Consider the following 22899-nt stretch of genomic DNA (forward strand, 5'->3'; position numbering starts at 1 on the left):
TTATCGGTATTTCCCTCCTTTGTCATAAAGTAACCAAAAATGACTTATACATGTATTATTGTTAGAATAATAGATATAGATACTAATACATAAGTACCGGTTCTTTCTTTTTAACTTGAATAGATAAGAAAATAGCTAGGGATTTATTCGTAAGGAACCGAAAAAGGAGGATGTATGGACTTTAACGTTAATATAAACCAGAAACAAATGAAAAAGATCCAAAAGTTCGGTGGTTGGACTGGAGCGATTATTGGAATTCTGTTTCTTCTTTTCATTTTGGGTACGATCGCTTTCCAATGGATTACAGAATATATTTGGATGGATTCCATTGATTTTGGTAACGTGTTTACGACAATTTTAGGTAGTAAACTTACACTTGCAGCAGCTGGTTTTGTCATTTTTGGCTTTGTAACCTGGTTAACCGTATTTTGGATACGCAGAACCTATTTAAGCCATTTTGACCACCATCAGCTTCCTGCATTTTTCTCACAAAAGAAAGTAATTGTGAATGGAATAATTATCGCAATTGCCGTATTTGCAGGACTTATTGGTAGTATTATTGTACAGGGGGTGGGCTGGGAGCCACTTTTAAAAGTCTTAAACTATGAAACGTTTGGAGAAAGTGATCCAATTTTCAACCGAGATATTTCCTTCTACATGTTTGTACTGCCATTTTTAGAAATTATCATCAATATTTTACTAGGATTAAGTTTCTTCATGCTTGTCGTTGTGATTGCAGCATACTCCGTTTTTCATATGTACCGCATGAATCGTTCTGCGCAAATTCATCTTGGACTAACCATTGCTATTATTGGCGTATTGTTAGCGGTCACACACTTACTATCACCTTTTCAAACTTTACTGACGAATCAAGTGAATGTGTTTCAAACTAGTGTGGTACATGGCCTAAGTTATACCGATCGCATTATTAATATTCCTGTATCCTATATTCTAGCTGCGGTTGCAGTAATTGGGGCAATTTGGGTTATTCTTACACTGCGAAAAGGTAATATTAATTCAATATTAATTCCAATTGTTTTATATATTGCTGTCATTATTCTTGGACAAGGGGTTTCCGCAATTGTTCAGAACTATATGGTAGAGCCAAATGAGTTTCAGCGCGAACAGCCTTATTTAGAACATAACCTAAATTATACAAGGCAAGCTTATGATCTTGAGAATATTAATATCTCAGAACATCCGGGTAACCAAGATTCATTAGATGAAGAGATGATTGAGAATAATGAGCTAACCATTAATAACGTGCGAATTAATGATTCGCGTCCGTTGCTTGATATTTACAATCAATTGCAGACATTCCGTACGTACTACCAATTTAATGATATTGATGTTGATCGTTATGAAATTGACGGCGATTACCAGCAAGTATTTATAGGTGCAAGAGAATTGAGTACGGATGACTTGCCAGAGCAAGCCCAAACATGGGTAAACCAGACATTGCGCTACACACATGGCTATGGGATTGCGATGAGCCAAGTCAATGAGGTTACTTCTCAAGGACAACCACAATATATTGTAAGGAATCTCCCGCCTGAAGGAGAGGTTGATGTTGAGCGTCCGCAAATTTATTTTGGAGAGTTGGATTATCCAAACGTGATCGTCAATTCAGCAGTCGATGAATTTGACTATCCATCTGGTGATGAGAATATGACCAACCGTTATGAAGCAGATAAGGGGATTCAGCTTAGTGGCTGGAACCGATTACTATTTGCTATGAACGAAGGTTCTTTCCGTATGCTCGTGTCGGATCAGCTCTCGAATGAAAGTCAGTTGCTTGATACACGAAATATTGTGGACCGTGTGAACCGGATTGCGCCGTTTTTTGAATATGATGAAGATCCATATATCATTGTTCGAGATGATGGGTCACTAGCTTGGATTATTGATGCTTATCTTGTCGAACAAGGCTATCCATATGCAGAAAACTATCAAGACAACAAAAATTACATTAAAAACGCAGCGAAAGTGATGGTCGATGCCTATACTGGAGAAGTTAATTTCTTTGTAACCGAACCAGATGATCCATTACTCAAAACGTATCAAAATATATTCCCGGACTTGTTTACAACGGAAATTCCAGAAGATGTACAAAGTCATTTTCGTTATCCAGAAAGATTGTTTACCATCCAAGCAAACAAATATGGCACGTATCATATGACAAATCTGGAGATTTTTTATAACCGTGAAGATCGTTGGGAATTTCCGACGGAGCATTATTTTAATGAGGATATTGAGATGGAACCTTATTATGTAACGATGAAGCTTCCGGAATATGAGGAAGAGGAATTCATTCTAATGATGCCCTATACACCTAGAAACCGGCAGAACATGATTGGCTGGATTGGTGTACGAAACGACGGCGAGCATTATGGTGAAAAGTTTGTCTATCGTTTTCCAAAACAGGAGAATGTCTATGGTCCTCAGCAAATTGAAAACCGGATTAACCAGGACAGTGTTATTTCTCAAGAGTTAAACCTGTGGTCGCAGGGTGGTTCTCAAGTTATCCGTGGAAACTTGTTATCCATTCCGCTTGAAGACACGATGCTCTATGTGGAACCAATCTACATCGAGTCTTCTAATGAAACATCATTGCCAGAAGTAAAACAGGTTGTCGTCGCATATCAGGATCATATTGTGATGGAGGCAACTTTTGATGAAGCATTAGAGCGTATCCTTGAACTTGCCAGTGGTGATATTGACGCAAGTGATCTACAGCCTGAAGGGCCATCCCAAGAGGATATTGAAGGGGAACCTGAACAATCAACTGAAACGGAAGAGGAGGAGCCGTCAGCTCCGGAAACGTCAGTCGATTCAGATCAATTATTACAGGAATTCTCCGAGCTGTTTAGTAATTATCAAGATGCCCTTGCTAATGGGAATTGGGAAGAAGCAGGCGAAATTATGGCAGAAATTGAGTCACGGTTAGAACAAGCAAATCAATAATAAGTTTATAAGAGATGAGCACTTTTATCTTTGGTGCTCATCTTTTTTCATGAAGAAATTACCATAAGACCTTAGTGGTTCATTCTGAGAAATGCGGTAGAATGTATAACCATTTATACGACGAACTAAAAGTGAAACATTTATTTAAAGTTGATTGTATGTTACTAAAACAAATAAAGGAGGAAGGTAAGTGAACGTTACGATGAATCAAGGAGATCTGGTGAACGTCGTATTTGTTTTTCAAAAAAATGAAGAAACAGAAGAAGTGACACTTAATACTGCTCAATTAATGGCATTATTGAATGCAAAGCAGGTTTGGATTGAAAGATTTAGTACTAACCTAAAAGTAGAAAACACAGTTTGGTCCTATGCCAATAAGAAGGTTTCATTGCAAATTTATTTGAAGTAATCATCGTTTAAAGGAAAAGGCTGATCAATGACATTCTTGTTGAATCAGCCTTTTCTTTATTAATCATTTAGTCGAGAATACTCGCGATTTCAGTTGTGTAGAATCGCCTTCGGTTAGGCTGCTTTTTAAATCAACCGGCATCTATTAAAATTAAATAATGGTTAATTCCTTTTGTATCTATATTTTTATCAACACATGTGTGCTAAACCTTAACAAGTGGGGTAACTTTAGATGACTTTTGGCGGTTTTGGAAGAAATAAGACTTTTTTAAGTCTGATAAAAGACGTTATAAATGTGGAATAAAAATGGGGTTTTGTAGACAAGCTAATCGCAAAAACAAAGGAGAATAGAAAATATGTCAAATGTTAAATTAGCAGTTATTTTTTATAGTATGGGTGGTACAAACTATCAGTTAGCGAAATGGGCAGAGGAAGGAGCACAAACAGCAGGTGCTGAAGTAAGGGTATTAAAAGTAGAAGAATTAGCCCCTGAATCAGTGATTGAAGGAAATGAAGGATGGAAAGCAACGGTTGAAGCAACAAAAGATGTTCCAGTAGCAACCTCAGAGGATATTGAATGGGCAGATGCTATCATTTTCAGTGTTCCGACGCGATTTGGGAATATGCCATCTCAAATGAAGCAATTCCTGGATATTCAAGGCGGAATATGGGCAAAGGGAAAAACAATGAATAAAGTAGTAAGTGCAATGACTTCTGCGCAAAATCCGCATGGTGGGCAAGAAGCGACTATTTTATCATTGTATACTTCTATGATGCACTGGGGTGCTATTATTGCAACTCCTGGATACACGGATCCTATTATTTATGGAGCGGGTGGAAATCCTTATGGGACAAGTGTAACAGTCGATCAAGAAGGTAAAATGATTGAAGACGTTCAAGGTGCTGTGAAACATCAAGCAAAACGTACGGCGACAGTTGCCGAGTGGGTTAAAAGGGGAATTCAATAAAGATATTTTAAAGAGGCAGGAGCTCGATATATACATTGGGCTCGTGCCTTTTAATTTCCCCTGCATTATAAGTTTCAGCAGACCGGTGTTTAAGAATATTTTTACTTAGAAGGGGAAAAAGGTATATTAGAACTCATTATAGAGAGGTGTGTACGAGTGGAAAACTTTATAGAGAATTATAATAGAAATTATATTGATGGAAAGTGGGTAGAAGGAGCTGCAGGGATTACAGAAAATATTGTTAATCCTTATGATAATTCCGTAATAACCTCTGTTAATTTGGCATCGTTAAAACAATTAAAGCATTCGTTTGAGGTTGCTGAGGTTAAGCAAATAGAATGGGCACATTCTTCTGTGAGTGACAAAAAGGAAGTATTTCGAAAAGCTGCGGAGTTTCTGCAAAATAATTCAGAGCAGATTATAACTATAATCAGTAAAGAAACAGGTGGTACACTGCTCAAAGCAGAATTAGAATTAAATCTTACAATCGAGGTGTTAAAAGAAACATATAATTATATGGACACCATAGATAACGTAATAGAAATTCCTTCGACAATTGAAGGGAAAATAAATAAAGTTTATCGTCAGCCACTCGGAGTGATTTCATCTATTTCGCCGTTTAACTTTCCTATGAATTTATCGATGCGATCAATTGCACCTGCAATTGCACTGGGAAATACGGTTGTTCATAAAGCCGATTTACAGGTTGGATTGACAGGTGGATCTATTATTGCAAGAGCTTTTGATTATGCAGGATTGCCTAATGGAGTATTCCAATCAATCCTTACAACTCCAGATGAGATCGGCGATGAAATGCTGGAAAACCCAGTTATACAACTAGTAGCTTTCACTGGTTCGACTGGATTTGGAAAGCATATAGGCAGGGTTGCTGGGGAAAATCTCAAGCGTGTCGCATTAGAACTGGGTGGAAATAACCCATTTATTGTTCTGCAGGATGCGGACGTTGATAAGGCAGTGGAGGCAGCTATCTTCGGAAAGTTTATGCACCAGGGGCAAATTTGCATGTCCATTAACAGGATTATTGTTCACGATGATTTATATGAAGCATTTACAAATAAATTCATAGAGCAAGCTGCGAAATTACCGTACGGGGATCAAACAAATCCAGACACGGTTATTGGTCCGCTTATTAATGAAAATCAAATAAAAAAAGTGCTTGAAACTGTTGAAAAAGCAAAAAAGGATGGTGTCAAGCTTGGTTTAGAAGGAAAGCGTGAAGGAAACATACTAACACCATATGTATTTGTTGATGTCGATAATTCGGACGAAATTGCTCAAACTGAATTGTTCTCACCAGTAGTTTCAATCATTAAAGCTAAAACGGACGATCATGCGATCGATATAGCAAATGATACAATTTACGGTCTGACTTCTTCCATATTTACATCGGATATCAAAAAAGGTGAGGCATATGGATTGAAGATTGACAGTGGGATGACACATGTTAATGACCAAACTGTTAATGATGCATCCAATATTCCATTCGGCGGAAATAAACAAAGTGGTTTAGGAAGATTTGGAAATCCATGGGTAGTTGATGAATTTACAAAACTAAAATGGATTTCTGTACAAAATGAATATCGAAAGTTTCCATTTTAATTTAAGAAAGAAGCTGGGACATAACAAACGTGTTGAATGTTAAAGACGAACGATGCATAAGCTTAGCGCAGGAAATATACGTAGACTTCAGCGGAAGGTAAGGCAAAGGTGAGACACCTTAGTGCGATAGTACAAGGGGGCTCACCAGCCGCCACTGGATGCGCGAAGTATATTTGCGGAGCGAGTTATTTGCACCAATCGTGTTCGGTTTTTATTTTTATAAAAATATTTTTGTCTCAGCCTCGCAATTATTTTGCAGTAGTTTTTATAATACACTAACCAGAACCATCCATTTTTCTACCGATGCATCAAATAGAGTTGATTAGTATTTTGATTGACTCTGTCAGACCAAAGCTGATGACCATGGTCACTTTTGTAATTTCCACACTATATTTACTATCCCAATCACCACTTTGATTTTCGTGAAAAACAAATATAAAAAACTTATTATATTTAATTAAAAATAAATCGTTGACATAGTGGGATCATCATGCGATAATATATTTAATTAAAGATAAATTAATTAAAATTAAATTAATTAAAGGAATAAAATTAAGAGTTAAAATGGAACGTGAATTTTAAACAATAATATATAGTTTAAAGACCAAAGAAATATTAAAGTGAAGGAGAGGATTTAATGAAGAAGACAGCAGGTATTCACCATATTACAGCAATTGTAGGACACCCGCAGGAAAACACCGACTTTTATGCAGGTGTTTTAGGATTAAGACTAGTTAAAAAAACAATTAACTTCGATGATCCGGGCACATATCATCTTTATTTTGGTGATGACGGAGGGAAACCAGGTACGATCATTACCTTCTTCCCTTGGGCTAACGCCTATCAAGGAAAGATTGGCAGTGGACAAGTTGGCGTAACCACGTATATTATTCCGATCGGTTCTATGAACTTCTGGGAAAATAGATTAGCGAAATTCAATATCGAGTACCAAATAACGCAACGATTTGGGGAAACATATTTAGAATTAGCCGATCCACATGGTTTACAGCTAGAACTCGTAGAACGAGAAGGCGGCGTATCTAATAATTGGACACATGGTGATGTTACATCAGATGTAGCTATTAAAGGGTTTGGCGGGGCAATCCTGTTATCTACTAATCCAGAAAAGACTGGGGAAACATTGCAAAATGTGATGGGCCTTGAAAAAGTCGGTGAGGAAGAGGATTTAGTCCGCTTCAAATCTTACAGTGATATCGGCAATGTAATTGATGTAAAACAAACTCTAATTGGAAGAGGAAAAGTTGGGGTTGGAACAGTTCACCATATAGCATGGCGGGCAAAAGACGATGAAGATCATTTGGACTGGCAGCAGCATGTAGCTAACAATGGTTATGGCGTTACAGCAGTAAGAGATAGAAACTATTTTAATGCCATTTACTTTAAAGAACATGGCGAAATTCTGTTTGAAATTGCAACAGACACGCCAGGATTTGCTCATGATGAGTCATACGAAACAATGGGAACAGAGCTGAAGCTACCTGCCCAATATGAACAGTACCGTGATCAATTAAATAAAGCTTTAATACCGATTGAGGTAAGAAGCTTGGATAAATAGGGATAATGGATCCGTTCTTCGACTGGTCTCAAATATCAATTGCATAGAGTGCTGTAACTATTATTAGAAAAGTAATTTAGACGTCCATGTGTAATGCGTGGACGTCTTTTTGTAATGTTTGTGATTTTGAGTGTAGCCATTCAATGGATCTGTTTTTTAATCTCCCAACCACCGTAAATTATATTTATTTTACCGATATCCATTAAAATTGACGAAATCTCCTACTGGTCTACGATAGCCCCGTGGACGCACCTTATCAACACTTTTACCAATCGTGATCATCATCATTGGTTGGAGATAATTTGGAATATTGAACGCTTCTCTTAATTGGTCTACATGATGGACATGCATTGGACAAGTATCAAATCCATAATGCTTGGCATTTAGCATGAATAACATTGCATTAATACCAACATTTCGCGCCAATTCTATATCTAGAGCATTTGAATTTCCCTTTAATCCATCACTATATTTCTTTATTGCGTCCATTGTCATATCATAATCAATTTCATTCATCATCTTTAGCATTTTCATCGGCTTATAGATCTCTTCAACCTCGGACATTTCAATGCTCTTTTTATTTCCCATTACAATAATAACGGCACTAGCTGTATGTATTTTATATTGGTTATAACTTAACTCTTTTACTCTTTCCTTTTTGTTTTCATCCGTTATTACTAAATAATCCGTAAACTGTAAATTATAAGCACTTGGTGCGAGTTTTGTTAATTCAAATATTTTATGAAAATCATCTTCAGTCATTTTTTCATTTTCCATAAAATTAACTGCTGAATGTCGAGTGGTTACTAACTCTTCGTAATTCATTCTGATTCCCTCCTGAAATATAAAAATAGTTCTTTTTACCTAACTATAACTTGGATGATAAATATTTCAACTTAAATGCTTGGAAAACGAAATAGATAATCTCCAGATTTTCGTGAGGTTAGAGGAACAAATTTGAAACAGATGAGGAATTAAGACATTTTAGAAAAAAATTAACTTTTTAATTGATGGAGAATCTAATTCAGTAATTAAACAAACATTTGATCAGCTGAAAATATTTTGTCGGCTCTAATCCAATAAGAATGTTTTTGAATAGGTTAAGAATTTAACGATTTCTTAACCATTTTTCATCCCTATATTTTTTAGGTGTTCGGTGAAATGACTTCTTGAACTTATCAATAAAGTAACTAACACTATAAAACCCACATTCTATCGCAATTTCAGTAATAGTGCTCCTGGTCCCGATTAGAAGATCAATGCTGCGCTCTAATCGGTAATCAAGGATATACGTAAAGGGAGTTCGCCCAACATGTTTCTTAAATAATCTGTTCGTTTCAGACTTACTTAAATAGGCTATTTCAGCAAGTGTTTCTAATTTAATTTGTGTTCGGTAATGGGTATGAATGTATTCTAGAATATTTTTTACCCGTTGGTCGTAAATCGGATAACGATTGGATGAATCAAGTACAATCTCATGAAGTAATTCCTTGATGCATGTTAGATATTGAATGGTTATGATTAATTCAAATGATTTTTCTTTTTTAACGTAACAATCATAGCTAGTTAAAATGGCCTGTATGATAAGGTTATGTCTGTCTTTTAAAGGGTTTAGTATTACATATGGTGTGCTCCCTTCCTGAATTATAGGAAGGATGTATTTCGTCTGAATGTGTTTATCGAATAATGTAATCCCGATATTCCAGCAAATAAATGCAGTATTCCATGTTTTTGCATGGATTTCATGAATAACCCCAGAATTGATAAAAAATCCGGATCCTTCTGGTAAGTTTATTTTTCTTCCTAAAATATGAAGTTCTATCGTACCTTTTACCACGGCCACAAATTGTAACTCTTCATGCCAATGTAAGGGGATATATCCTAAGAGTCTCTCTGAAATAGTTGTGTATTCTAGGGAGTGTTGCCAACCTGGTTCTGTATAAGGAATGAGTTCTTCGTTCAGTGAATTTAAGATAATCTCTCTCTTCATTGCATCACCTCAATATTTATATATTTTTTGACTCTATTTATATATAATTATACGGTTTACTTAGATATAGTAATCATATCTTAATATTATAGGTGATGTAATGAAAAATACAAACAAACGTATAGTGGGCATTATTTTTGTTCTCATGGGTGCAAGTTTTTGGGGAATTGGTGGAACGGCAGCAAACTATTTATTTGAGACAGCTGATATCAGTGTAAATTGGTTTGTTTCAACAAGACTCGTTATTAGTGGGATATTATTATTAGGAATACAATTACTTCTAACAGGTAGAAAAACAGTTTTTACAATATGGAAAAATCCCCAAAAAAGATTGTCTCTAATTATCTTTAGCTTGTTGGGGATGTTATTAGTTCAGTATTCTTACATGGCCTCCATTGCAGAAGGTAACGCTGCAGTAGCTACTTTATTACAGTATCTAGCTCCCATTTATATTATTATCTGGGTTATTTTTAGAGGGCATCAAAGGTTACATGTTTCAGATGTGATTGCGATTCTGTTAACGATTATCGGAACACTGCTTTTATTAACGAATGGTTCCTTTAAAGGATTATCAGTCCCAGGTATTGCTATCGTTTGGGGGATTATTTCTGGTTTATCATTAGCATTTTATACACTTTATGCCCGTAATCTGCTACGTTTTTATTCATCTGTAACGGTTGTTGGGTGGGCTATGATTATTGCTGGGGTGTGTATGAATATCATTCATCCAATTTGGAGAGTTGAAACACAGGATTGGTCTGCAGCAACTATCGGCGTATTAGGCTTCTCTATTATATTTGGTACAACACTTGCCTTCTGGATGTTTATCAAAAGTCTAGAGTATCTAGAAGCGAAAGAAACAACATTACTGGGCACTGTTGAGCCGTTAACAGCAGTTGTTAGCAGCATCATTTGGTTAAGTATTCCGTTCGGACTTTGGCAAGTAATCGGAATGGCCTTGATATTAATTTTAATTGTTTATCTATCGTTAGTGAAAAAGTAATAAAAGTGTCACAACAGATAAAAAAGGCTATCCCAATACTTACCTGGAATAGCCTTTCCACGATCTCAAGAAATTTTAAAGGTACGATAAGAACAATCCACCGATTGCACCAGATAGCACAACTACCCATGGTGGAAGCTTCCAATAAACAAGCATACTGAATAATATTGCAGCCAGAGCAAAGTCGATTGGAGCATGAATAGCACTTGTCCAAATTGGGTTGTAAAGTGCAGCAATTAAAATACCTACAACAGAAGCATTTACCCCGATTAATGCAGCTTTAATTTTCGGGTTGCGACGTAGTGCATCCCAAAATGGCAATGTACCTAATATAAGAAGGAATGCTGGTAAAAATATTGCAAATGTAGCAAACAAACCACCTTGCCAGCCATTTATTACTGCCCCAATGTATGCGGCGAACGTAAATAATGGACCGGGAACTGCCTGTGCTGCTCCATAACCTGCAAGGAACTCCTGTTCATTTAGCCATCCAGCAGGAACAAATTCCTGTTCTAATAACGGTAATACAACATGTCCTCCACCAAAAACGAGAGAGCCCGAGCGGTAAAAACTATCAAACAAAGCAATCCATTCTATTGACGTAATGTTGCGTAATATCGGAAGCAGGATGAGCAAGCCAAAAAATAGAGATAAACAAATATATCCGAATCGACGGGAAATATGGAAATTACTAACCGCTTTTTCTTCCATGTTGGTTTGCTGCTTAAAAAGGAGAAAACCGACAACTGCTGCTAGAAGAATTGCGCCAATCTGTGTGTAAGCTGTTTGCCATAGTAGTGTAACAACGAGCGTAAATAAAGCAATTGTTTTCCTTTTTAAGTCTGGTGTTAAGTTTTTAGCCATTCCTAAGACTGCATGAGCGACAACGACAACAGCAACAATCTTAAGTCCATTGATCCATCCAGCATCTTCAATTCCAAATGTATGAAGAAGGGAAGCAAAAATAATAAGTGCAATCACAGATGGTAATGTGAAGCCAAGAAACGATATAATGCCACCTATTACTCCTCCGCGCATGACTCCAATCCCAATTCCAACCTGACTGCTAGCAGGTCCAGGAAGAAATTGGCAAAGCGCAACTAAATCTGCATAGCTTTTCTCGTCCATCCATTTTCGCCTTCGAATATATTCTTCGTGAAAGTAGCCTAAATGTGCAATAGGTCCACCGAATGAAGTTAAGCCAAGTCTAGTAGAGACGATTAAAATCTCAAACCATGTTTTAAGTTTATAATTCATATTTGAACTAGCCTCCTATTATTTAATCTCTTTAAACAGCTCATAAGCCTTAGCCCGGGCTTGATCAAGAATTTCTTTTCCCTTGCTAGTAGCTGTATAATATTTTCTTATTTTTCCTTCTACATTTCGATTTTCTTTCGTCAAAAGCCCATCTGATTCCATACTGTGAAGAATTGGATATAATGTACCCGCACTAATCTCATAGCCATGTGACTGTAGCTCTTCGTGCATCCAAGCTCCGTAAATCGGATGTTCCTTTGCGTGATGTAAGATATGTATTTGAATAAATCCTAAAAAGAGCTTTCGCAGTATCTTATCTTCCAATTTTACTTACTCCTTCCTAATATTCTTTCAATATCGATTTCCGATATTGATTTTCGATATGTAAAAGATAACATGTGTCAATATCCAATTCAATGTACATCATTGAAACTTAACAAACTTTACATTATCTATAAAATGGAGTTCATTAAACTTGATTTAAATTAGAAAATAAAATAGAGCTTATAGAAGAAATTTTGTTATAGTAAATATATAAATATGAAGGAAAGCGCATTCCAGAATGCATAACAAATTTACGTACATAGGAAGTAGTAGACAATATTCATCGTCACTTAGGAAAAGCTAACATTATCAGTGTTCATGCATTGCCATAAAATAAAAGTAGAATGAGAATTGTATTTCTGATTTTGGGTTTGAAATGGATGGCTTATATTGATTTAATTTGCATTTCAAAGATATTTTTCCTTTATAAGGAGGGAATCAGATGGATAACATTAATAATATATTAAGAGCACACTATAATCTTGAAGTTCTTAATGTATCAAATCAACAAGGTGGTTGGGCATCCCTTGCTTATAAGGTGGATGATGGAAAGAGTAGTTACTTTTTAAAAGTATACGAAAAGAAAAGAGCGTCTACACCAAAATTAACAGCACTTATTGACCAATATATACCTATACTGATGTGGTTAAAGGAATATAGTAATTTAAAACATCATATCATTGTACCGATTTTAACAAAGCAGAGTGCGTATACATGCGAAGATGAAAACAATATTTATATGCTGTACGACTATATCGAAGGGGATACAATTGGTAATCAAGATTTAACAGATACCCAGATAAAGCAATTTTCACAGATTGTCTCAGAGCTTCACTTATATGCAGAGGATATTCCTATTAAAACAGATGCAATCAAAGAGGATTTTGATGTAACTTTTTTAGAACAGTTACAAGGTACAGTGAACAATGGCAATAATTTTCCTATCGACATATGGCAATTAATTCGTTCCTACATGAAGCCATTACAAGAGATGATTATACGTGTTGAAGGACTTGCAAGGAAACTAAAAGCAGCTAATCTGAAAATGAGTCTGTGCCATACCGATTTACATTATTGGAATTTAATGCAATCTGATCATTTAATATTAATCGATTGGGAGGGGCTAAAATTAGCCCCGGTCGAAGCGGATTTAATGTTTGTTGTGAATAAGGACTATTTCAATAAATTTATTACGATTTATCGAAAAAATCATCCAAACTTCTCAATTGACTCGAACGTATTACAATTTTATCAAGAAAAAAGAAAGCTAGAGGATATTTGGGAGTTTATCGAACAACTTTTATACGATAAGCAAGAAGAGCAAGAACGAGTTACGACAATAAATTACTTAGTAGATGAGTTGAAACGTATTGGTGAATGATTAAGCCAGAACCTATTTCTCCTGTCACGAAAGTGTCATCACAGTCGTTGTAAAAGGATAATAACTATTATTATAAAAAGGAATTACGATGATTGAAGAGAACTAATATAAAGATGAGGTAATAATTCATCTTTATAATGTGAGGATGAGAAAAAGTGAGGTTAGATAATCCATTTGCTACCGGTAATACAGCAAAAATTTATATCAGTAATAATCGAGTAGTGAAATTGTTTAACGATGACTTGCCACAAAATGAAGCTATTTATGAAGCGAAAAAGCAAAAATATGCTTATTCGTGTGGAATTTTTGTCCCTAAAGTTTTAGATGTTACGAAAATTGATGGGAAACAAGCAATTATAATGGAGTATATAAAGGGAAAGACGTTAGGTGACCTTTTAATGGCAAACCTAGAACGAGCAGAGCACTACATTAAGATCTCTGTTGAGGTACAACAGAGAATACATGCCCATGCTGCAAATACACGACTTGAACAAATGTCTGATAAACTATATCGTCAAATTAACGCAACGAGCTACCTAGATGGAAAGCAAAAGACGAGGTTAATACAGAAGTTAGATGCCATGACATTTGAAAAACGATTATGTCATGGAGACTTTCATCCATTTAATTTGATTCTGAGCAATGAAGATGTGGCAATAATTGATTGGGTTGATTCTAGCGCAGGTGATGTTCGAGCAGATGTCTACCGTACGTATCTCTTGTTTTCACAGATTGCAACGGAATTAGCTGATCGATATATCCATTTATATTGTGAGAAAAGCGGTTTTTCAAGAGGAGAAATACTTCAATGGGCTCCTATCATTGCGGGGGCACGTTTGTCTGAAAATGTATCTTCAGAAAGTGTTGAACGTCTAATAAAGATTGTAGACGAGTCAACTCTTATGTAATTACTACCTTAGAATCAAGGTGTTTTTCTGTAAACAGTTTATCATGTATTGAATTGCTAAGCAGGCTTTGTTTTGTTATGTTTTTCCTAACGTATAATTTCTGAAGAGACAGTCTAGTTTAAAGATAATTTTATAGGAAAATGATGATAAAAGGATGATAAAAATGAAAAGAATACGTTTAAAAATGGAAAGAAAAAATCTATTAAATATTCCGGAATTTCCCCTTCCAGATGGGTATCAAATTCGGATGTTTAAAAAAGGTGATGAGCATAACTGGGCTAGAATTGAAGCGAGTGTGGATGAATTTAAAGATGAAAAGGCTGCACTTGAACACTTTGCGAAAGAATTTGGTCCATACATAGATGAAATGGAAGAACGCTGTCTATTCGTTGAGAATAGTAATGGAGAAGCAATTGCAACAACAACAGCATGGTATGGAGATTTAAAAGGTGGTGGTGAGATTTTGGGCAGAATCCATTGGGTTGGTGTTGTTCCTGAATATCAAGGGAAGAAACTTTCGAAGCCTTTGCTTAGTGAAGCTTTGAAAGTTTTAGCGCAGCATCATGAAAGAGCATATCTTACATCGCAAACAACGAGTTATCAGGCTGTTAATATGTATTTAAACTTCGGATTTGAGCCTTTCCTTACAGAACCTAGCTGCCACGAGGCTTGGGATTTGATGGAAAGCGTATTAGCACGGCAGATCGTAACTAAATAAACGGTTTTATAAAAGACAATGATTTAAAAAAGTACCTAATGGAGGCGGAATATGATTAAAGCAGTAATCTTTGATTTCGACGGATTAATATTAGATACAGAGACAGCTTGGTTTCATTCATATAAGGAAGTTTTGCATGACCAATTTAAATTTGATTTACCGCTTGAAGTCTTTGTGAAATGTGTTGGTTCAAATGATACAGCATTATTTACATATTTGGAAAAAGAGATTGGTGATCAACTGGATCCAAATGCTATTCGTGAACACGCAGGGGTGTTACATGCACAACTGGTTAAGGAAGCAAAGGCACGAGAAGGCGTGGAAGCCTATCTTGCGGATGCACACGAGGCAGGCCTGACAATTGCTTTAGCAACGAGTTCAACTAAGAAGTGGGTGACTACCCATTTGACCAAGTTAGATTTGATTTCCTATTTTGATTATCTCATTACACAGGATATGGTGGAACATGTTAAGCCTGCGCCGGATTTGTTTTTGAAAACGTTAGAAGTACTTGATATTGAGCCGGATGAGGCAATCATTTTTGAAGATTCCTTAAACGGTTTAATAGCTGCATTGGAAGCGAAAGTACCAACGGTTATTATTCCGAATCCAGTTACAGAATCGTTACCATTTGAAAACTTTCATTTAAAGTTGAACTCAATGGCGGATATGACCTTACAGGAAATTATAGGGTCTTTAAATAAATAGGTGCGGTAATTCGAGATAACAACCCTCCTTTGAAGCATGTGAAGGAATAGTGAGCGCTTCACAAAAAACCTATCTGTAAGTAATTTATGTTAAAGTTTGGGTTATTGAACGTGATAAAAGGATCTGAAAAAGTGGGAGAGGAAGGTCTGTATTTAAGATGAACAAAAAAATTCTTGTGGCTATTGGATTTGCATTGGTAGTATTAGTAGGATATTTGTTTACAGTAAACGACAGTAACATGACACAGAAAGATAATGGATCGAAAGACATTAAGGATTTGGTGCATGATTACAGCATTGGCAGTGTAGAAGATCAGTCTGCTTCCATTACATCACATGAACTGATTGTGACGGATCAAGATGGAAGTCAGCAAAGCTATGCTTTACCGGAAGATGAGTTTTTTGTTTCCATCGCTCCTTATATGGAGCAAACCCATCCTTGTGCTATTCATAGCTTAACAGGCTGCCAAGGAGAACTAGTAAATGAAGAATTTGATGTATACATTGAAGATCTAGAAGGTAATGTGATAGTAGATGAAAAAATCAAGTCCCATTCCAATGGATTTATTGACTTATGGCTTCCTCGAGATAAAACGTATCGTATTACAATTGCAAATGATGGGAAAGAAGTGAAGTCAGAGATTTCTTCATTTGAAAATGATAATACGTGCATTACAACGTTACAATTGGTTTGAAGTATGTGTGATTTGTCGATTAAATAAATGGACCTTTTCCTACAATTCGACGTCCCTGATTTCTCATGAATGCAATGAAAGCTTGAAAAAAGATTAAAGGCAGAAGTTCGGTCATTTATAAAGGAACTAAGTCTTACTAGACAAAGATAGAGGGAATTCATATCCAGGTGATTAGTATTTTCCAACCACTGTCACGAGTATGACTCTGTATTGGATTACTAGAAATTACTCAGTAAAAAAATAACAGCTTACCTATAAGGAAGCTGTTATTTTATGTGCTTATTTCAGCAACTTTAAAACATTTTTAAAATCCTTGCTCTCAGCTGTCTCCATTAATTCATATAATGCCATTTCCACACTTGATGTCAGGACTCCGGATGCTTGCATTTTGTGAAGCCCAATTTCTTTATTTAACTTCGTTCGTGATGATACTGCGTCTGCTACAACCTGCACCTCATATCCTAGGGATTTTATTCCTAATGCTGTTTGATACACACAGATATGCGTTTCAATGCCAGCTATTAGAACCTGTTTTCGTTTCGTAGCAGTTAGTGCCTCCACAAATGCTTTGTTTTTGCATGCATCAAAAGTAATTTTATGAATCGGTTTAACGTGTGTTAAGTATTTTGCTAATGCTTCATTTGTTTGTCCAAGACCTTGCGGATATTGCTCTAGCCATACGATTGGAATTTGAAGAATGTTGAGCCCTTGAATGAGGACTTTTAAATTATCGATTAAGCTTTTGCTATCCTGTACAATGTTAGCCAGCTTCCCCTGTACATCCACTAATACAAAAACAGTACTTTCTTTATTGAGCATCCTATCCCTCTTCTCAAAACGAGCATTTAATTTTCTGCTTACTAATTAAGTTCGTTATTTCTTCATTTAAACCTTCTTTTCACTCTATTATTGTGAAAAGATTAGGCGAACCATTAAAGCGCAAGTCTTCATCCTCCTGTCAAAAAACAGACATAAATAATTTGGAAAAAGGTGTTGTCAAAATGATAAAAGCATTGTATTATTAAATTGTGAAATGATTCACAAACAATAGGGCCCAAAAGAAGCTAGTATGTAATGAAGAAATGGCTTCACTGTATACTAGATTATTAATTTAAATCCAATTTACCAGTTTAAGTGAAACAAGTTAACAGCATTTATTTTTTTGGTGTTTAATGTGAAATTATTCACAAACTTTGAGATATCTTAATAGATTTTAGGGAGGAAACGACTATGAATTTTGCAGAGGTTTTTGCTAGTACAATTACAAATCCAAAGGTAATTAGTGCGGTAAGTTCTGCAGTGTTGATTATATTACTCGGTTTTTATTTACGGAAAAAGGATATCATCAGCAAACAGACATCTAAGATGCTGAGCGTGCTTCTATTGAGTGTTTCGATTCCAGCGCTTGCATATACAGCTTTTATGCAGGACATCGATACGGAAAGTTTAACACAAGGTATTAACTTATTAATTTGGGGATTTATTATCTATATTGTGCTCATTATTATGGGTAAATTCTTCTTTATGAATTTTACAGGAGATAAAAACAAAGTATTACATGTACTAACGATTTTCGGTTCTACAACGTTTTTCGGTATTCCGATTGTTGGTGTGATGTATGGTGCAGAAGGTGTTATGTACGCATCTATTTTTAACATTTCATATCGCGTGTTCTTGTACTCATACGGATATATTAAAATGTCAGGTCTGAAGTTTACGAAAGATAATATTAAAACCATGTTAATGAACCCAATTATCATTGCAACCTTTCTAGGCCTTGCTGTATGGATGTTCCAAGGCTATCTTCCTCAGGTACAAGCAACAAATGCTGAAGGTCTCGCTGTCTCTGCTGCATTCTTGCGTATTGATGTTACAGCGCCATGGTTATTTGAAACATTGAACTATCTTGCTAAGCTTTGCTCTCCGCTTGCATGGATTGCGATCGGAGCACAGCTTGCAGAAATTCCATTAAAAGATGCATTCCGTGATAAACCGTCCTTGCAATATAGTGCTGTAAAAGTAATCTTCGTTCCAGCTTTCATCTTAGCGTTAATTACAGCTGGAAGTATGTTGGGTATTTTCCCAGTTAATCATGTTGCAATGGCAACCGCAGTAATTATGATGGCGACTCCTACTGCAACAGTTGCTGCAGCATTTGCGATTAGCTTTGATAAAGAAGCTTTATTAACGTCAAATTGTTCCTTGCTATCAACGATTTTGGGAGTTGTAGCAATGCCGCTATGGGTAGTAGTTGTTGAATTGATGAAGGGATTTAGTATCTTTTCTTAATAGAGGTTGTTCAAAAAGATTTGGATGAACAATAATATAACTAAAAAGGCAGGTAATGAAAATGACAATTCAATTAGTATGTTTCGGTGTAAGAGACGTAGAGGTAGAATTTTTCAATTCCTTAAATAAATATAACTTTGATTTAACACTTATTGAAGAGCTAATGAATGATGAGAATGTGGAGCAATGTAAGGGCGCGGATGCAGTAATGATTCGGGGAAACTGTAAAGCGGATCGGTCAAACCTGACGAAATTAGCGGGTTATGGTATTCGCTATATTCTAACAAGAACAGTTGGATATAATCATATTGATCTTGAAGCAGCGGCTGAATTGGAATTAAAAGTAGCGCGTGTTCCAGCGTATTCACCAAATGCAATTTCAGAGCTTGCGTTAAACCTTGGAATTAACCTTTTACGAAATATCCCATATACAACTGTTAAAACGCATCAAAAAGATTTTACCGTGGACGCCATGATGTTTAGTAAAGAAATTAGAAAGTCAACGATTGGAATTTTAGGAACAGGAAAAATCGGTTTGACAACTGCCAAGCTATTTAAAGGGTTAGGAGCCCGTGTTGTAGCTTATGACATCTATGAGTCAGAAGCAGCAAGGGGAATTGTAGAGTACCTTCCATTGGAAGAAGTGTTAGCTATATCGGATGTTGTGTCTGCCCATGTTCCACACTTTAAAGGTGTTAATGATCACTTTATTAACGAAGCTTTCATCAATAAAATGAAGGATGGTGCAGTATTAATTAATACGTCTAGGGGAGAAATTCAAGACCATTCAGCTATTCTGCATGCAATTAAAGAAAATAAGCTTAGTGGATATGGTACAGATGTATTTGAAGGGGAGAAGGATTTCTTCTTCCGCAAATTAACAGGTGAGAAGCTGGATGATCCTGTGATTGAAGAATTAATTAGTCTTTATCCAAGGGTACTTGTTACACCACATATCGGTTCTTATACAGATGAGGCATTAACAAATATGGTTGAAATTTCTTATGATAACCTTCATGCGTATTTAATGTATGGCCGCTGTGAGAATGAGGTTCCACTACCTGAAATAGCGCTTGTTTAATCAACCAAGCCGACCAGTTCGATTGGTCGGCTTTCCTATTGCATAAGTAAAACGAAGGCATTCGTCTTGCTTAATAGTGAATACCTGGTTTTCTACTATCCACCTTATATTCCATCTATACAATTGATGCACTTTTTGGTAAGGTGAAGGTGTAGAAAATGAAAAATGAGGTGTATGAGATGCTGTCTTTAATTAACAAACTACCGAATTACTTTCGCTGGATGTTGTTTATACCTCTTTTCTTTGTATCGTACCTTTTATTTAATAAATTCCTTTCCTTTAGTTTGACGCCAGTCTTTGGGTTATATGATGAAAATGATCCGTTTACGTTTATTGCTTATAACCTTTATCTTAATACGATTAGCACAGCTTTAGCTATTATTTGCAGCGCCTTTTTTGCACCAAAGCTCCGAAGAATTGTTGCTCTTTCTCTTGTTCTATTCATCGCTCTCTACTTTTTAGCACATATCCCTTTTATCTTGAGTGGTTTACTGCACATGGCTATATGGAAACTATTATTTAGCATGCTCACCATGCTCCTTGGCGGGTTTTGGGGTGTGCGTGTTGTTTATCGAAAAACTGTTCAACTTCAATGTTAGTTGTTAACGTCTACAATAGTTATAACCACACAACGATCTTCCGCCATTGGGATCGTTGTGTGGTTATGCTTGCTTCTGGATAGAAGGCAAAAGTCGCTTACTGCCAGCTATAAAAAATAACGCGCTAGCAATCCAGCCGCTATTCCAATTATAAGGGAAGGTAGAAACGTATGGATAACTTTTAAGGTAATTGCTGTAGCAAGACAGCCAATTAGTACTGGTAACGAAAGAGCGATTCCCCCGTCTGTTGGTACTAACATTTGATTTGCAATTAGTGCGGCTATAATTGCAATCGGTACATAATTAAAATATAAACGTAAGGTTGCGTTCATTTCTCTTCCAGCCATGATCTCGACGCCAATGACTCGTGATAGGTACGTAGAAATAGTTAATAATGCAATGAGCATCCAGTTATTCATTATCTCTTGTCCTCCTGCTTACATATAACCCTATGAGTGGTGATAAACCACCTGCTAAAATAATCGTAAATTCATTCCCTGGTGTTACATATTGAAGGATAACCGTTATCGTGACAGCAACCAGTGCTGTTGCAATGACTGGCTTTCCTCTTAAAGAAGGAATAAGGATAGCTGTAAAAGTAACTGGGAAGGCCAAGTCCAAACCCCATTTAAGCGGATCAACCTGGCTGCCGATAACCGCTCCTATATAGGAAGAAGTAATCCAAGCAAGATAAAAGGTAGTTGCAACAATACCAAAATAGAGTGGGTCTGGACCGTGCTTTTGAAATCTTGCGCTGCCTAGAACAAATGCTTCGTCGGACACGCCGAAGGATAATAAACCTCTCCACTTTCTTGGAGCGGGAGAAAGTCCTTCAGCAAGTGCGGCTCCATATAATAAATTACGCAGGTTTAACAAAGCAGTAGCAATTAGAACACTTGTAGCTGTTGCTCCTGCTGCTAACATTGCGACAGCTACCATTTGAACGGAACCGGAGAACACAAATAATGACATTGCTAGTGCACTTGCTAGGCTTAAGCTTGTTTGAGTTGTGAGCACACCATAAGATAAACCATATGCTGCAATAGCTATTGCTAGTGGTAAAGCTTCAGTGACCCCCTTTTTAATTGTTTGTTTTTTGTTATTCATCTACTTAACAGCTCCTTCCCTATGTAAAAGATCGTCTATTTTGGTATAATTAAAATATAAGTTAAAGTTAACTATACTATACTATATATTATAATTAAACAAAAAGTTTATTAAAATATACTTTATTGGGGGGAACTACATGACTATTGAAAAGCCTTGGAGGGAAGAAGATGTAGGAAAGCGCATAGGGGCTAATCTAAGGAAATATCGCACGAGTAAAAGACTAAGTATGGAGGCATTTGCTAAACAGATTGGTGTTAGTAAATTAACATTAATCAAGGTCGAGCATGGGGAAGCTAACCCAACATTATCTGTAATTTGGAAAATTGCAGATGGACTAAAAATATCGATTACGGAACTACTGGAAATGGAATCGGATGTGTCTATTATTCGTAAAGGAGATGGGGTGAAGCTATCAAGCTCAGATAAGTTGTTTGTTGCTGAGCCATTATTTCGTTCCCGTAGCTTCGAATTATATCGAGGATATCTTCAGGGGAGAAGCGAATATGTTTCAGAAGCACATCAACCAGGGGTAATAGAATTTGTTACCGTTATGTCAGGAGAACTAACCATGGAGCTTGATGGTGAAGTGCATCATTTGAATGCATTCGATTCTATTCGCTTTAAAGGGGATCGGCTCCATAAATACGTTAACCCATCTTCATCTGTATCAATTTTACATTTTGCTATTACCTATAATAATCACTAAAAACGCTGTATTTATTTAATGACATAAAAAAAGAGTCCTTTTAATCAGATTTTGATTAAAAGGACTCTACTAGTTTATATTATCTTTGGTAGAAGAAAGTATAAAATTTTCTATCTGTATAAGTACAACCAGAGATTTATCTAAAGATTTGACGGAAACCAAGTTTTTTAAGATCACATATTACTCTTTAAGCGTTTTAAAATACGGTGGTAGTCATCACGATCAATCCCTGGTGCAAATTGTTCCGGAAGCTCTGGTAAATCGGGGACTGCTGCACCCTCAGGCATTCCATCGATTACGTGCAGTGGATCACCAGTTTCAGGGTTTGCCCCTTTCCATATTTGGTTGATGTCCCGATACTCTGGTTCTCCCCATGTATACAACACATTAAACAATCCTCGATCCATGAACTTCCTTGCGTAGTCAAACTGATTATTATCCAAACTTGGAACAGGCAGCATCTTACCAACTTCTACGCCTGTAGCTACTTCGATTGCTTTTGCATAAGCAATGACGTGCGTCCCTCCGCGAACGAGTAGGTAGCCAATCATTTCTAAAGCGGTTGGATGAGTTGTCATTTCGTAAACACGCATTT

General features: G+C 36.3%; 23 protein-coding genes. 15 read left to right on the plus strand and 8 right to left on the minus strand.

Annotated elements, in window-relative coordinates; genetic code table 11:
- Positions 1–174: 174 nt before the first annotated feature.
- From D1B32_RS19345 to D1B32_RS19365, 5 genes are all read left to right on the plus strand, one after another.
- Positions 175–2964: a UPF0182 family membrane protein gene (locus D1B32_RS19345; RefSeq protein WP_118890194.1), complete on the plus strand. Its 2790-nt coding sequence runs from the start codon at positions 175–177 to the stop codon at positions 2962–2964.
- Positions 2965–3154: 190 nt separating this feature from the next.
- Positions 3155–3373 carry a hypothetical protein gene (locus D1B32_RS19350; protein ID WP_240033846.1) on the plus strand — a complete coding sequence of 73 codons (219 nt, stop codon included), beginning with the start codon at positions 3155–3157 and terminating at the stop codon, positions 3371–3373.
- Between the two features lie 355 nt (positions 3374–3728).
- Positions 3729–4340, plus strand: coding sequence for an NAD(P)H:quinone oxidoreductase (gene wrbA, locus D1B32_RS19355; protein ID WP_095313081.1), 612 nt, complete (start codon positions 3729–3731; stop codon positions 4338–4340).
- 156 nt (positions 4341–4496) lie between these two features.
- On the plus strand, positions 4497–5960 hold the full coding sequence (locus D1B32_RS19360) for an aldehyde dehydrogenase family protein (RefSeq protein ID WP_095313082.1): 1464 nt from the start codon (positions 4497–4499) through the stop codon (positions 5958–5960).
- A 637-nt stretch (positions 5961–6597) separates the two neighbouring features.
- Positions 6598–7536 carry a ring-cleaving dioxygenase gene (locus tag D1B32_RS19365; protein ID WP_118890195.1) on the plus strand — a complete coding sequence of 313 codons (939 nt, stop codon included), beginning with the start codon at positions 6598–6600 and terminating at the stop codon, positions 7534–7536.
- 189 nt (positions 7537–7725) lie between these two features.
- Here D1B32_RS19365 and D1B32_RS19370 read toward each other — a convergent pair whose 3' ends face one another.
- Complete coding sequence (locus D1B32_RS19370) at positions 7726–8361, minus strand: nitroreductase family protein (RefSeq protein WP_095313084.1); 636 nt, start codon at positions 8359–8361, stop codon at positions 7726–7728.
- A gap of 283 nt (positions 8362–8644) precedes the next feature.
- Complete coding sequence (locus tag D1B32_RS19375; protein ID WP_095313085.1) at positions 8645–9526, minus strand: AraC family transcriptional regulator; 882 nt, start codon at positions 9524–9526, stop codon at positions 8645–8647.
- Between the two features lie 100 nt (positions 9527–9626).
- On the opposite strand from D1B32_RS19375, the gene D1B32_RS19380 reads away from it, so the two are divergent.
- Positions 9627–10529, plus strand: a complete 903-nt coding sequence (locus tag D1B32_RS19380; protein ID WP_095313086.1) for a DMT family transporter — start codon at positions 9627–9629, stop codon at positions 10527–10529.
- 75 nt (positions 10530–10604) lie between these two features.
- Here D1B32_RS19380 and D1B32_RS19385 read toward each other — a convergent pair whose 3' ends face one another.
- Together D1B32_RS19385 and D1B32_RS19390 are read right to left on the minus strand one after the other, a co-directional pair.
- Positions 10605–11786 (minus strand): chromate transporter, encoded by a 1182-nt coding sequence (locus D1B32_RS19385; protein WP_118890196.1) that lies wholly within the window; start codon positions 11784–11786, stop codon positions 10605–10607.
- A gap of 18 nt (positions 11787–11804) precedes the next feature.
- Positions 11805–12110, minus strand: coding sequence for a PadR family transcriptional regulator (locus D1B32_RS19390; protein WP_118890197.1), 306 nt, complete (start codon positions 12108–12110; stop codon positions 11805–11807).
- Positions 12111–12552: 442 nt separating this feature from the next.
- Between D1B32_RS19390 and D1B32_RS19395 the strand changes: the two genes are divergently transcribed.
- The 5 genes from D1B32_RS19395 (at position 12553) to D1B32_RS19415 (ending at position 16519) form a co-directional block, all read left to right on the plus strand.
- On the plus strand, positions 12553–13491 hold the full coding sequence (locus D1B32_RS19395; protein WP_118890198.1) for an aminoglycoside phosphotransferase family protein: 939 nt from the start codon (positions 12553–12555) through the stop codon (positions 13489–13491).
- Between the two features lie 155 nt (positions 13492–13646).
- The gene (locus tag D1B32_RS19400) at positions 13647–14399 is read left to right on the plus strand and encodes an aminoglycoside phosphotransferase family protein (protein WP_118890199.1); all 753 of its coding nucleotides are present in this window, start codon (positions 13647–13649) and stop codon (positions 14397–14399) included.
- 163 nt (positions 14400–14562) lie between these two features.
- Positions 14563–15117 (plus strand): GNAT family N-acetyltransferase, encoded by a 555-nt coding sequence (locus tag D1B32_RS19405; protein WP_095313091.1) that lies wholly within the window; start codon positions 14563–14565, stop codon positions 15115–15117.
- Between the two features lie 51 nt (positions 15118–15168).
- Positions 15169–15825 (plus strand): HAD family hydrolase, encoded by a 657-nt coding sequence (locus D1B32_RS19410; protein ID WP_095313092.1) that lies wholly within the window; start codon positions 15169–15171, stop codon positions 15823–15825.
- A 157-nt stretch (positions 15826–15982) separates the two neighbouring features.
- Positions 15983–16519 (plus strand): CueP family metal-binding protein, encoded by a 537-nt coding sequence (locus D1B32_RS19415; RefSeq protein ID WP_095313093.1) that lies wholly within the window; start codon positions 15983–15985, stop codon positions 16517–16519.
- Positions 16520–16798: 279 nt separating this feature from the next.
- On the opposite strand, the gene D1B32_RS19420 is transcribed toward D1B32_RS19415, so the two are convergent.
- Positions 16799–17338: an isochorismatase family protein gene (locus D1B32_RS19420; RefSeq protein ID WP_095313094.1), complete on the minus strand. Its 540-nt coding sequence runs from the start codon at positions 17336–17338 to the stop codon at positions 16799–16801.
- A gap of 411 nt (positions 17339–17749) precedes the next feature.
- Here D1B32_RS19420 and D1B32_RS19425 point away from each other — a divergent pair, with 411 nt between their 5' ends.
- The 3 genes from D1B32_RS19425 (at position 17750) to D1B32_RS19435 (ending at position 20488) form a co-directional block, all read left to right on the plus strand.
- Entirely contained in the window at positions 17750–18808 is a 1059-nt protein-coding gene (locus tag D1B32_RS19425; RefSeq protein WP_118890200.1) for an AEC family transporter, read from the plus strand.
- Between the two features lie 61 nt (positions 18809–18869).
- Complete coding sequence (locus D1B32_RS19430; protein WP_240033847.1) at positions 18870–19889, plus strand: 2-hydroxyacid dehydrogenase; 1020 nt, start codon at positions 18870–18872, stop codon at positions 19887–19889.
- A 158-nt stretch (positions 19890–20047) separates the two neighbouring features.
- Complete coding sequence (locus D1B32_RS19435; protein WP_095313114.1) at positions 20048–20488, plus strand: hypothetical protein; 441 nt, start codon at positions 20048–20050, stop codon at positions 20486–20488.
- A 107-nt stretch (positions 20489–20595) separates the two neighbouring features.
- Here the strand turns inward: D1B32_RS19435 and D1B32_RS19440 are convergent, their stop codons facing one another.
- On the minus strand, positions 20596–20907 hold the full coding sequence (locus D1B32_RS19440; protein WP_240033848.1) for a branched-chain amino acid transport AzlD family protein: 312 nt from the start codon (positions 20905–20907) through the stop codon (positions 20596–20598).
- Positions 20900–21595 (minus strand): AzlC family ABC transporter permease, encoded by a 696-nt coding sequence (locus D1B32_RS19445; RefSeq protein WP_118890202.1) that lies wholly within the window; start codon positions 21593–21595, stop codon positions 20900–20902. Before D1B32_RS19445 ends, D1B32_RS19440 begins: the two co-directional genes overlap by 8 nt.
- 139 nt (positions 21596–21734) lie before the next feature.
- Between D1B32_RS19445 and D1B32_RS19450 the strand changes: the two genes are divergently transcribed.
- Positions 21735–22304 carry a helix-turn-helix domain-containing protein gene (locus tag D1B32_RS19450; RefSeq protein ID WP_118890203.1) on the plus strand — a complete coding sequence of 190 codons (570 nt, stop codon included), beginning with the start codon at positions 21735–21737 and terminating at the stop codon, positions 22302–22304.
- A gap of 173 nt (positions 22305–22477) precedes the next feature.
- Here the strand turns inward: D1B32_RS19450 and D1B32_RS19455 are convergent.
- The coding region (locus tag D1B32_RS19455) for a manganese catalase family protein (RefSeq protein WP_193552331.1) at positions 22478–22899 on the minus strand (422 nt) is incomplete at its 5' end.

This window comes from Oceanobacillus profundus, from assembly GCF_003515705.1.
GTDB lineage: Bacteria > Bacillota > Bacilli > Bacillales > Amphibacillaceae > Oceanobacillus > Oceanobacillus profundus.

Excerpts from the sequence above, each read along its gene's own strand:
- D1B32_RS19375 (WP_095313085.1), bottom strand. The coding sequence starts at position 9,526 with ATGAAGAGAGAGATTATCTTAAATTCACTGAACGAAGAACTCATTCCT.
- wrbA (WP_095313081.1), top strand. The coding sequence starts at position 3,729 with ATGTCAAATGTTAAATTAGCAGTTATTTTTTATAGTATGGGTGGTACA.
- D1B32_RS19440 (WP_240033848.1), bottom strand. The coding sequence starts at position 20,907 with ATGAATAACTGGATGCTCATTGCATTATTAACTATTTCTACGTACCTA.
- D1B32_RS19385 (WP_118890196.1), bottom strand. The coding sequence starts at position 11,786 with ATGAATTATAAACTTAAAACATGGTTTGAGATTTTAATCGTCTCTACT.
- D1B32_RS19370 (WP_095313084.1), bottom strand. The coding sequence starts at position 8,361 with ATGAATTACGAAGAGTTAGTAACCACTCGACATTCAGCAGTTAATTTT.
- D1B32_RS19425 (WP_118890200.1), top strand. The coding sequence starts at position 17,750 with ATGAATTTTGCAGAGGTTTTTGCTAGTACAATTACAAATCCAAAGGTA.
- D1B32_RS19435 (WP_095313114.1), top strand. The coding sequence starts at position 20,048 with ATGAAAAATGAGGTGTATGAGATGCTGTCTTTAATTAACAAACTACCG.
- D1B32_RS19345 (WP_118890194.1), top strand. The coding sequence starts at position 175 with ATGGACTTTAACGTTAATATAAACCAGAAACAAATGAAAAAGATCCAA.
- D1B32_RS19380 (WP_095313086.1), top strand. The coding sequence starts at position 9,627 with ATGAAAAATACAAACAAACGTATAGTGGGCATTATTTTTGTTCTCATG.
- D1B32_RS19415 (WP_095313093.1), top strand. The coding sequence starts at position 15,983 with ATGAACAAAAAAATTCTTGTGGCTATTGGATTTGCATTGGTAGTATTA.
- D1B32_RS19405 (WP_095313091.1), top strand. The coding sequence starts at position 14,563 with ATGAAAAGAATACGTTTAAAAATGGAAAGAAAAAATCTATTAAATATT.
- D1B32_RS19430 (WP_240033847.1), top strand. The coding sequence starts at position 18,870 with ATGACAATTCAATTAGTATGTTTCGGTGTAAGAGACGTAGAGGTAGAA.
- D1B32_RS19445 (WP_118890202.1), bottom strand. The coding sequence starts at position 21,595 with ATGAATAACAAAAAACAAACAATTAAAAAGGGGGTCACTGAAGCTTTA.
- D1B32_RS19395 (WP_118890198.1), top strand. The coding sequence starts at position 12,553 with ATGGATAACATTAATAATATATTAAGAGCACACTATAATCTTGAAGTT.
- D1B32_RS19420 (WP_095313094.1), bottom strand. The coding sequence starts at position 17,338 with ATGCTCAATAAAGAAAGTACTGTTTTTGTATTAGTGGATGTACAGGGG.
- D1B32_RS19450 (WP_118890203.1), top strand. The coding sequence starts at position 21,735 with ATGACTATTGAAAAGCCTTGGAGGGAAGAAGATGTAGGAAAGCGCATA.
- D1B32_RS19410 (WP_095313092.1), top strand. The coding sequence starts at position 15,169 with ATGATTAAAGCAGTAATCTTTGATTTCGACGGATTAATATTAGATACA.
- D1B32_RS19365 (WP_118890195.1), top strand. The coding sequence starts at position 6,598 with ATGAAGAAGACAGCAGGTATTCACCATATTACAGCAATTGTAGGACAC.